Source organism: Dawidia soli, from assembly GCF_018598185.1.
GTDB lineage: Bacteria > Bacteroidota > Bacteroidia > Cytophagales > Cyclobacteriaceae > Ohtaekwangia > Ohtaekwangia soli.
In genome coordinates this window covers 1-11,434 of record NZ_JAHESC010000089.1, presented here as the reverse complement: position 1 = coordinate 11,434, position 11,434 = coordinate 1, and the positions used below count along the sequence as shown (strand labels likewise).

The window sequence follows — 11,434 nt, the reverse complement described above, 5'->3', positions numbered from 1 at the left end:
TTGCAGGCTTTTTGTTTTTAGTACGTTCAGATAATTCATCTAAACTCAACCTGTTTGAGTGAAATCGGTGAGTTATTTGAAAGTCGCAAAAAGACTCACCAATTCATGTGCCGAAAAGTCGGTTTCTTTTCAATTCAAAACTACAAGTGTGCTAATACAAATTGCCGCATCTCAACGGCGGCCACATTTTTTGAACCTTCTGTTCTACTGAGAATGATACCTCCGATGTCACGCGCCTGTTTGTTGTCTCCGATCGCTAAATACAGTTTGAATAATTGGAACCTGGGATATATCCTCTTAGGTGCCATCCAAATTGCGCGCTGCAACACTATTTCCGCTTCGGACGTCATAGCGCTGGCCGAAAGTGCTTCCGCCAGGGTACATAATAGCATCGGATCTGCGATGTGATTCGACGCATATTCGTTTACCGCAATTGCTTCCTTGTATCTGCCCGAGTTAACAAGATATTTTCCGTGATGAGCGGCGAATATAGGGTGCTGTCGTAAGTGTGCATTGTTTTCGAAAACTATACTTCGTGGAATTTCTGGATTTGCATATTCGTAAAGAAAGTTTGATAGGTCAATCTCAGTTCTTATTTGTTTAAATGCGGGGTAAAGACAGGACAATAGAGCGATGAGTACCAGAACAATACAAGTTTTCACTTTCCACGCATGCCATTGTGTTAATGCTAACCGACGGTTAGGTTTCAGAATAACACGGTTAGGTTTCAGAATAACACGGTTAGGTTTCAGAATAACACGGTTAGGTTTCAGAATAACGAGATAACACACGATAACAAGCGAAAGTGGGAGTGATGATAGCGGATATGAGAATAGAAATGGAGGTACTATTGCGGCGGCAATTGCAAGTTTAGCGTTGTACCGGCCCCTTCGTCTTGACAATGAGTTGAACGTAAGCAATGCAATTGTCGTCAGAAATGCGCCACTGATGACTCCCCCTTCTACAAAAATCTTTATCGGTTCATTAAAAGGATAGTCAACTTTATCCAAAAATTCGGAGCACAATTCCTCCGGTACAGTCGCCTTATATGAGTTGTACGCGTTTGTAAAATTCGATAGGCCCACTCCCCATGTTCGGTTTTTTAGAAAGAGTCCAGAGGTTACTTTCCAAACACATAGACGACCTATAACCGAGGTAGGCTTTAACCAAAATAAGAACGCAGATGTAAAAATCAGTAGGGCAATTGCCCCAACGAGATGTTTGGCCTTTATCCGTGTCAGAAAAAACGCTGCCGTTGAGAGAAAGGCAATGCCGATGGAAGTTCTGGAAAGTGTTATTGATAGAAGCAACAACGTAAGACCGAAATATAAGCTTGCCTGAACCTTATAGCCTCGGCAATATCGGATTAAAGCGAGAGGCCAAAATAGCGACACAAATATGGAAAAAGGGCCAGAATTATAGAATATGCCGATAATGTCACGTGTTTGCTTAAAAGCAAGTAGGTGGTAATAATAGTCGGCGAGGAAATATGTACAAAGGAGTAACGTAGCGGTAAAGAGGGCGCCGAGCATTTTCCCAGCCCATTCTTTAGTGCAGGTTACAATGAAGAGACCGCTGCAGAGTGTCATAAGCGCTGAAGCGCCTAGCTGCTTCACAAAAAGCGTTTGAGTTATTCCGACGATGATACACCATCCTACATACAAAGCCTCTATGATAGAAGGGCGCCGTTTGAGCGGCATTCGTGAAATCAGATCTTTGACAAGAAATGCGGGAACAATGAAAATAAACAGGTATCCAGCTAGATTGCAGTAATATAAGGATGAGTCAAGTGCGGCGACTGTGAGAATGCCACATACCAATATTAGAAATAGAAATTTTGTCAATAAAACGGATGGATAGGCCATAATGAGCGACGAGGTAACTTTCTGACACAGAGTAAAAAAAAATATTCGTGTATTTGACGCTATAACGTTTGATTTTCCTTAGCTTGTATTGTCAAATCTAAATAAAAGTTATCTATGAGAAAATCGTTAACATTTTTGACTGGCGGGCTATTTGCCCTCGTCATTATCTTAAACATCGGAATCTCGTTTACCGCATCTGAAGATTCCGCGTTCGGTCGATCACTTGAGATCGTTGCTGGCCAGACCGTTCTCGCGGCGTGTGAAAACACTACCGGTGGTATTGTTACTAACTGCCTAACGGAATGGTGTGACAAAACGCATTCCTTTTCTGCTTGTAACGAATGGGGAAATGGAACCATTTGTCACAATCGTCAGAGCTGTAACTAACTGACAGCTCGTCGCCGGCTAGCAATGCCTCCTAACTAGAGGCATTGTTATTGTTTTTATATCTTCTCCTATTAATTATTTTGATGAGAAAAGTTACTCTCCCTATCATTTTGATAGGGCTGTTATCGGCGTGTAGTCACGATCGATCTCAATATATCAAAGAAACGACGTTGGTGGAAACAGTAAATGTGCGCGCTACCGTTGACACGATTCGAATTTTGTTGGATTCAATTGGCTTGAATTCGTACATCGATTTTAGCTATTTTATCACTTCCGACAAAGAGTATTTCCTCGGTCGAAACAACTCCGGCAAATGTTTCGATCTTTTCGATCTGACGTCAAGAAAGTTTGTAACACATATTTTCCTGAAAGATGAGAATGATTTAATAGCAGATGTTAAGGCAGTGAAGGCTATTGACTTTGATAATATTTTAGTCATGTTGCGTGGGAAACTTCTCACTATCGACTCAAGTGGCGTGATTAAGCAAACGATAGATCTTTATAAGATCATGGGGGCTGACTTTGAGCGATTAGGTGATCCTGCGGTACATAACCACTTTCCCCTAAATTATTTGCCCTCGGAACAAGGCGGAACTACTCTTTTCTATTCGCATCGGTCGACGTCAAACTATGTGGGAAAAGATGTCGTTTTGGAATTTGATCACAATGCTAATAAGTTAACGTTATTACCTATAAAGTATAGCCCTTACTATTCTGACAAGGATGGATACCTTGGTTATTTAACATATATAAACTTCGGTGACGCGACTATCGATTACATTTATTACAACTTTGCATATGAGTCAAATCTTTACCGGTTCAACAGACATAATCAACAAAGTGAGGTTTTTGGTGGCGAAGTTCATGGTGTCCGACCACTCGCTACCGCCCTCGAATCTCCAAATGAGGATCAGCAACAATGGACTACGCATGCAATCGAAAATGCTCATTACTTTCGACCATTGTATGACCAGTTTCGCCATCTTATTTATCGTCCGGTGTGGAAGGACATTAAATACGAACGTGAAGATTCCTATTTTAATGATTTCATCGATAAAAACCTAGTGATATCAGTTTTTGATGATCATGGAATGAAACCCATTGCTAATCATACTTTGCCGCCGATGCGATATGCCATACACAAATGGTTTGTCTCCAAAGACGGCCTGGCACTAAGTCCAACGCATCCTGAAAATAAAAATGTCAAAAAGAATACACTGGAATTACATGTTTTTCGTTTTGAGAATTAACGCTCTATTTCACCGGCATATTGGGCTGCTGCTATTTTTCTTCACATTGGCGTGTTCAGACGGGAGTAAAGATTTCGTAAGGGAAGACGAGATTAAGCGATATTTAAAGGATGAGCATCAATTTGAGCACGGCGATGGAGAATACTACCTTATTTTGTTTTCAGGTCACTGCGGGTCATGTGATGATCGGTCGATGGCATTGATCCAAGACCTAAAAAAGAACAAGGGTGTGACACGTATGGGTGTCGTATTACATAAGGATTTCTCCGATCATGCGAATCTTTTTAAAGACTCTGGTGTGAATGTATTTCACGATACAGAAAACAGGCTTCTTCGCTATGGACTCAATCTCGACAGGAACGTAATATTAGTTTTTGACGGGGATGAACTTGTGTATTGGAATTGGCTTCATCTTGACTCATTTTATGATGTTAGAAAAGATCTCGATGTCGGGTCTGAGAGTTAGTCTTTATTTGCTGCTAATTTTTCCGGCATTTGCATATGCGCAGAGGGTTATTTCTGGCACGGTAGTCGATAAGGCTACGCAGCGCCCCATTCACCTGGTAAATATTTATTTTTCCGATCGGGCGCAGCAGCAAATTCGTGGAACGGTTACAGACTATGAGGGTCATTTTCAAATTATATTACCCACGGATTTTCCGAATGACACTTTACGCGTTACCCACATCGGATATCGTCCCGTCAGTCTTAAAGTGGTTGACACATCAAGTTCGGATCCTTTATACATTCAGTTGGACGAAGAGGCAGAGAATTTGCAAGCGGTGACTGTATTAGGTTTGACACCTAAGCAATACATTCTCGAGTGTATAAAACGGAAGCAACGAAATTACTTTGATGTAACGTTCTTTAAAGACTGCTTTTACTGGCAGTGGGTGAAAGAAAACGACAAATATCGGTATTTGTCACAGTCGTTTCTTTCTGTGACAGAATCACTTTCCGCCCGGTCTATGAACCTAAAAATTGATAACGATTCGATTATTTCAAGTGATCCGTATTACAACCCGCCATTTCTACATAAAATCGATGATATGTTTACCTTCGATATCATGAGAAATGGAACGCATTTCATGAATATTCAGAATGTTGATGAATGGACTTTTCAATATGATAATGAATCGCCCCTTGGTAATGATTATGTTGCAATAAATGCGGCTACCATAGATAAGTCGATCAAATTAAAATTGTTAATTAATGACAACAATCACGCTGTGGAGCAAATTGAATATGAGTATTTTTGGAAACCTGATCGATATCACAATCTTAATGACACGCTTCTATACCGCCTCGATGCTGTTCGTGGACGTATCATTTATAAACAGAACGGTTCGAGGTATTATCTGCAATTTGCGCAAAACCACATTGAATACTCCTCTTTTCAGAAGCTGACACGCAAAAAAGTGAGTGATCGTATAATTGAAAATGAACTTGTCGCTTATTCGTGTCAAATCGGGCCAACGCAAAAAAATCGGGATAGAACTCGTCGATCTCATTATTTCCAAGGGACCGACGAAATCATAGCGAATAAAAAGAGCTTTTGCGAGGCTGCTCTGGCATTAAATTACCACAATAAGATTTGTCAGTGATGGGGCTATACGCAGAGCTTTTGCGAGCGTCTAAACCCGTTTCAGTCTATAATATTTAAGCAGAATGAAAGATTGCAAAGTTTACTTTGCCGCCACTCTGGCCGTGGTGTGTTTAACATTGGTGCCATCCTGCAGCCGAGGTCCAAACGAGGTTAGCCAAGCCCTGGAATACGCTGGCTCGAATCGATCTGAGTTAGAAAAGGTTATTGGCCATTATAGTCAACGCCCCGGCGATAGCTTGAAGTTGAGAGCCGCTCGCTTCCTTATCGCAAACATGCCGGGTCATCACTTTTATAAGGGTAAAATCATCGACCAACTTCACCAGTTTTTTGACATTGCCAATACAGTTCACCCTAAGTGGCCAGCAATGGATCTTCGGCCCCTTGGAGATTCATTACAGCGTGTCTATGGATCCATTTGGACGGGTAATGTTGAGACATTGTACGATTTGGAAAGTTTACCGGCGAACTATTTGATTGAAAATATTGATGAGGCCTTTCGGGTATGGAGGGAGCAACCATGGTGTCAGCATGTGACATTCGATCAGTTCTGTGAGTTCATTTTGCCTTATCGCGTCGATAACGAAGACCCATTTGAATACAATAGGAAAGCCTTTTATGCTCGATTCAATCCTTTGTTAGATACAGTTCGCAACACGAATGGCGATGCCGTTGCTGCCTGTCTTGCCGTTAACAATGAGCTGAAGAAGGGTATGTGGGTCTTTACTGGCGCGATGGAACATCTTCCGCATTTTGGCGCCCAGACAATACTCGACAAGAGAGTCGGGGTGTGCCGGGAATATGCAGACCTGGCGGTGTATGCAATGAGGGCCACTGGCATACCAGTTGCTATCGATTTTACGCCGCAATGGCCGTTCCGGAGTCTGGGACATAGTTGGAATGTACTGCTTTCCGAGGCAGGCAAAAAGATCATGTTTTTGGGCATCGAGTCCGACCCCGGTCAGCCACACAAGGCTGACCATAAGAAGGCGAAGGTTTACCGCAATACGTTCGCGCTTCAAAGCAAAAGCCTTGCAATGACTGCCAATGGGGCTGACATTCCTGAGCTGTTTCGCAACCCGAGATTTATCGACGTTTCAGATGAGTACTTTGAGGGCGTCGATGTTTCTATCCCTTTGGATAAATCTGAAGACGATGCGTATGCATACCTGTGCGTTTTCGATAATAAAAATTGGGTTCCGGTACAATGGGGAAAGGTTGTTAAAGGGACCGCTGTTTTTGCTAAAATGGGCAGGGACATCGTTTATCTACCAGCATACTATAAGGGTGGTCGAATCGTCCCTGCTAATGCGCCGTTCTTGCTTACCAAAGATGGGGAACTGAAATTTTATGTTACCGATCAAAAAAAGAAACAGGATCTGCGACTATTCAGAAAGTTCCCGATATTAACAGTACGAGAACGAATGGTACGTGTCAAAGGTGGCAAATTTCAGGGCGCAAATCGTGCCGACTTTAAAGATTCCATAACTCTCTACAAAATTTCGGAGCCCAGCATTTTCTATCAATCTGCAAAAGTCAAAAATAGGAACAGATTTCGCTACCTCCGTTACCTCTCGCCGCCGCACAGCAATGGAAACATCGCGGAGATTGAATTTTATAGCGACAGTGACAGCTCACATGCGTTGAAGGGAAATGTCATTGGTGATAAGGAAGTTGGCGATCCGGCACGCGGCAGAGAGCAAGCCATGGATGGAAATGTTTTGACATTTTATGACGCGCGAAAAGAAGATAGTCCCTGGGTGGGGATAGATGTTGGTTCAGCCAAAACAATAACCAAGATCCGGTACATAGCTACCAATGACGGAAACAATATTGCCCCTGGTAACGAATACGAACTACTATACTTTGACAAAGATATTGGCTGGCGTTCGATTGGTCGACAAACGGCCGTTGGCTATGAGCTACAATTTAATAACGTCCCTGCAGAGGTATTGTATCTCCTTCATAATCATACTGAGGGCGTAGAAGAAAGAATATTTACCTATGAAAACGGCGAGCAGGTTTGGTGGTAGTATGATGGTCGATGGGGCCACTGTTTGCTTGTTCGTTTCGATCGCGCTTTATTGGTTAACCCATATTGAAGCAATCGGTTTGCACGGGGATGAGGCCTGGGGAGGGCTGGAGGCCATTCGGATTATTCGGCAGGGAGTTTCGAGGCCTTTCGGAATTGTTCCCCACACAGGTTTGCTACAGTCCTTGGCTAACGCTGGTGTATTTATAAATTTCGATGTCGGTGTAACTCAGCTGCGCGTGACCGGAATTTTTTGCAACGTCATAGCGGTAGGTATTCTGGTCTACTGTATTAGGACAACTTTTTCAAATGTCAGTGCGTTTTTTTTGCTTCTGTTCTTTGGACAGTCGGCGTTCTATTTACTGTACGCCAAAATCAGTTGGGAGGTTTGCTCATTCAACCTTTTATTTATCTCGCTTCTGCTGGTATCGGGATACTATGTCTATACCCACCAATTTCATTGGTTTAAGTGGAGCTTTGTCTTTCTGTTTATTTCTCTTTTGGCTGGTTACAATCATATAATCTTTTCATGTTTGCTGATGGCAGGGCTGCTGGGTGTTATAGTATGGGTTCTCTTTGGCAAGGAGCCACCGTCAAAAGGTGTTGTCATCGTGTCGGTAATTCTTTTTTATGCTACGCTAAACAGTTTGGTTCTATATCTTGGATTAAGATATTATGCGTCATCTGGCACTAATTTTCTGTCGCCAATATTGCTTTTCCTACCGGTGACACTGATTCTTGCTGAATACTTTGCTATAAGATTGAGCATCACGATCTTTTTCAATTTGCTTAGCCGACTGGCTTTTGTCCAAGTTCATCAAGCCGCGAAGATGCTTTTTGTGGCCATCTGCGTTGGGAGTTTTGGTTGGTATCATGGTGGCCTCCTGGTTAATGTTTATAGTCAAAAGATCGTTTTCATGCACATATTGTTATACCCGCTTTCTGGTGGAGCAGGGATGATCCTGATATTGGTTGGCTCTCTTATCCTTTCGCTGTTCTACTATTTGTTTGTTAAAGATATCCTCTACGAAAACTCGGCATTTGCGTACGTACTAATGTCATATTTAGCTATTTTGAATATTTATACAACAATACCTTCCATGCGGTATCTACTGACTGCAGGTGTTCTTATGTTTCTATACCTTAGCATCAGAATTATTTGCGAACGCCCAGCTGTCCAGTATATCGCTGCTACGCTTCTTTTAATTAGCTTAGTCACTGTTCAATCGACATTATGGGAGATAAATAGTAGCTCAAATAGAAAGGTAAAGCCCTCATATTTCACGCTCAATCACGACTTTATGGATAACTCTGCCCATTTTTTGAACTTTTCCCCTGTTCTGGAATACATTCACCGGGAGAAAGTGGGGCAGATTAGGACGCGCGAAAAATTCTTCATCGGCAATGTTTTTGATTTTTATCAACAAACCCAACCCACTATCATGGGATATCAAAATACCATGGAGATAAACTACGATTATGCAAAGGAGGGCAGTGGCTTTGAAATGTCGATCGCAGCCCGGCCTTAGCGGACCATAGATTGCGACCAGGATCAACGCGACGTAGAGATATAGGTACAATGCCTTGTACTAAGGATGCTAATCTGATCGCAGACTGTCAATCGGGTTGCTATGCGCAGCACGGATCGTCTGGAAGGATAGTGTTGCCATGGCGAGAACTAACAAGAATGCCCCACTTGCAAAGAATATTCCCGGGGGGACTAGCGTCCTGTATTGGAATGATTCCAACCACTTGTCTGTGGCATACCAGGCGACCGGAGCGGCTAGCATAGAGGCTAGTAAGACCAACAATATAAACTCGCGCGAGAGATTGCTGATTATTGTTATGGTGGGGGCGCCTAATATCTTTCGAATGCCGATTTCTTTACGTCGTATTTCGGCCGTATAAATTACCAGACCTAGCAGACCCAAACAGCTGATGAGTATGGAAAGCCCTGTTGCCCAATTGAGCAACTTCGAGGTTTGCAAATCCTCCTTATAGAATGCTGCAATACTGTCATCAAAAAATGTGAAGGAGAAAGTTGTTTGTGGATAAAGGGCATGATACTCGGCCTCGATACGACGAATCGTTTCAGTCCACGCTGTACCTCCATTTTCGGAGGCATTTAGGGCTACGTGTATGTAAGCGCCCGATTCACCTTTCAACATCATTGGATCGATTCGCGTGTGGGTTGAACGTTGATAGAAGTCTTTCATTATACCGACAACCGTCATTTCCGTATCTCCCACCATAAAAAGTTCTTTGCCTATTGCCGTTTCGACAGGAGAGTAGCCTAACGCGCGAGCACAGGATTCGTTGATGACCACTTCTGCCACTCCCTCGATCTCACGCATAAGTCGTCCGGCGACAAGCTGGATGCCATAGAGCGGTATGTAATTAACATCACCAAAACGCAACTGTGCTAAAACCATGTCTTCCTGGGACGCGCTGCGCTGAGTTGAGACCGGGGTCATCATTGAGCGGTCATAAGCCGGCGGGACAAATCCACTGCTAACCCGCTCGACGCCCGCCAACGCCTGCAGGTTGTTAATAAGGCTGGTACGGCGATCAGCATTTGCGCGCGGCGGCAATTGAAAATTAAGGATTGCCTTCTGACGGTACCCAATATCCTGGTGTAATGAAAAATCAATCTGCCGAGTGACCACCCACGCTGCTATAATAAAAAACTGAGCAATCATAAATTGCGACACGGTCAGGTATTTTCGCAAATGTGTGCTGCGGGCCACCTTGCCTTCTCCCACACGTCCTCGAAGAATAAGTGCTGGACGGATGCCTGATAAGATGAGTGCGGGATACAAGCCAGCCAGCAACGAGACCACAAGAGTTAGTAACGCCACGAAGACCATTGTGGGAACATTGAAGAAGATGCCGGCGGATAATGGTAGAAAGTTTGCGAATATCCTAAGCAGGAAAGGCGCTAATATCAGCGACACGAAAACAGACAGGCTGGTGATGAACAGTGTCTCGACCAAGAACTGCTTGACGATTTGATTTCGGTTGCTGCCCACCGTTTTTCGAACGCCAATCTCCTTGGCTCGGCGCGCTGCCTGAGCAGTACTTAGATTAATGAAGTTCACACAGCCCAACAACAATAGAAACCCTGCGACGCCTAAAAGCGAATACAAAGCAGGTTTGCTCGCAGTACGTGAGTTGCCTGCGTAGTCAGGATTGAAATGGATGTCTGACAACGGTTGCAACCAGGCGGTAAGCGTACGATTGTTTTCGAGGTTTATACGGTCGTTATGTTGGGCAAGTAAAGCGATGGCCTTCCGCGCAATAGCGTCGGGGTCACTGACGGCATCCAGGCGAAGATAAGCCTTAGAGTTTTCATTCCAGTCAATCCAAGAGTCGAGTTGCCAAACCTGACGTAGAATCGTTTCATTCAGTGAACTGTAAGATATGAATTCAACAGCGGTAAAATCCGTATTATCTGCCAGGTCTCGGACAATACCGGCTATTGAACTGTGGACCGTGTCGTTATAGACAATATCGCGCCCCAAAATGTCTGCCATGGGTACGCCGGGAAAATATAGCCGCGCACGGCTTTCAGTTAGTACGGTCTTATGCGGTTTACTCATTACATTAGCATTACCCGCGATCCATTCAAATGGAACAAGGGCGAAATAATCCGCAGTCGTATACACAATGCCGGCAGGTGTTCCGGCCGGTGTTTTCTCACCGTTGTGTGCCGAGGGGATGGAAACAGGTAAAACGCGACTTCCCTCACAATGCAAGACCGGAACCGCAAGTTCAACCCCCGGCACTTGTTGTTGTAGTGCTGCAGCCATTGGCGTCGGTACAGACGTCATGCGCCCAGTGTGTCCATTGTATTGACTTTCGAACGTTATACGATAAACCCTGTCGCTACCAGGTATGAATCGGTTATAGCTGAACTCATACCGTGCGAGTAAGAAGATCACCAAGCTGGCAGCCAGTCCGATAGCCAGACTGAGCACGTGGATGCCGGAAAAGATCTTGTTACGCAGAAGACTGCGAATGGCGGTTACAAAGTAGTTTCTAAGCATAGCAAAAATGTGAAGCCACTTAGCGCTCGCTTTGAGCGGCTTTGAGTTAAGATGCACAATTTGGCAAAAAGTTGTAGTCTGCCATACAGAATTGGCCAGGGCGACGAAATTTGACGATAAATTGAATGGGGAGGTCCGTCGAGAGGTGTAGTATCAAAAACATGGCAGGACCAACACTAAATTCGTCCGACGAAAAATCCTAACCTTGTAAACGGTTTTAGCCAGCGCCGGGTTCGACTGCACCACAAACA

Annotated in this window: 6 protein-coding genes; 4 read left to right on the top strand and 2 right to left on the bottom strand. The window is 43.9% G+C overall.

The window, feature by feature from the left end; translation table 11 throughout:
• Positions 1–140 precede the first annotated feature (140 nt).
• Positions 141–1,865 carry a hypothetical protein gene (locus tag KK078_RS29835; RefSeq protein ID WP_254094604.1) on the bottom strand — a complete coding sequence of 575 codons (1,725 nt, stop codon included), beginning with the start codon at positions 1,863–1,865 and terminating at the stop codon, positions 141–143.
• A 470-nt stretch (positions 1,866–2,335) separates the two neighbouring features.
• On the opposite strand from KK078_RS29835, the gene KK078_RS29830 reads away from it, so the two are divergent.
• From KK078_RS29830 to KK078_RS29815, 4 genes are all read left to right on the top strand, one after another.
• Entirely contained in the window at positions 2,336–3,502 is a 1,167-nt protein-coding gene (locus tag KK078_RS29830; RefSeq protein ID WP_254094602.1) for a DUF4221 domain-containing protein, read from the top strand.
• Between the two features lie 425 nt (positions 3,503–3,927).
• Positions 3,928–5,106 carry a carboxypeptidase-like regulatory domain-containing protein gene (locus KK078_RS29825; protein WP_254094600.1) on the top strand — a complete coding sequence of 393 codons (1,179 nt, stop codon included), beginning with the start codon at positions 3,928–3,930 and terminating at the stop codon, positions 5,104–5,106.
• Between the two features lie 64 nt (positions 5,107–5,170).
• Entirely contained in the window at positions 5,171–7,138 is a 1,968-nt protein-coding gene (locus KK078_RS29820) for a transglutaminase-like domain-containing protein (RefSeq protein WP_254094598.1), read from the top strand.
• A complete protein-coding gene (locus KK078_RS29815) occupies positions 7,110–8,666 on the top strand; it encodes a hypothetical protein (RefSeq protein WP_254094597.1) in 1,557 nt (518 codons plus the stop codon). The genes KK078_RS29820 and KK078_RS29815 overlap by 29 nt, the downstream gene beginning before the upstream one ends.
• Positions 8,667–8,735: 69 nt before the next feature.
• On the opposite strand, the gene KK078_RS29810 is transcribed toward KK078_RS29815, so the two are convergent.
• Entirely contained in the window at positions 8,736–11,183 is a 2,448-nt protein-coding gene (locus KK078_RS29810; protein WP_254094595.1) for an ABC transporter permease, read from the bottom strand.
• Positions 11,184–11,434: the final 251 nt, after the last annotated feature.

What these genes read in the sequence shown, in the direction of transcription:
- KK078_RS29835 (WP_254094604.1), bottom strand. Translation starts at nt 1,865, where the DNA reads ATGGCCTATCCATCCGTTTTATTGACAAAATTTCTATTTCTAATATTG.
- KK078_RS29830 (WP_254094602.1), top strand. Translation starts at nt 2,336, where the DNA reads ATGAGAAAAGTTACTCTCCCTATCATTTTGATAGGGCTGTTATCGGCG.
- KK078_RS29825 (WP_254094600.1), top strand. Translation starts at nt 3,928, where the DNA reads ATGATGTTAGAAAAGATCTCGATGTCGGGTCTGAGAGTTAGTCTTTAT.
- KK078_RS29820 (WP_254094598.1), top strand. Translation starts at nt 5,171, where the DNA reads ATGAAAGATTGCAAAGTTTACTTTGCCGCCACTCTGGCCGTGGTGTGT.
- KK078_RS29815 (WP_254094597.1), top strand. Translation starts at nt 7,110, where the DNA reads ATGAAAACGGCGAGCAGGTTTGGTGGTAGTATGATGGTCGATGGGGCC.
- KK078_RS29810 (WP_254094595.1), bottom strand. Translation starts at nt 11,183, where the DNA reads ATGCTTAGAAACTACTTTGTAACCGCCATTCGCAGTCTTCTGCGTAAC.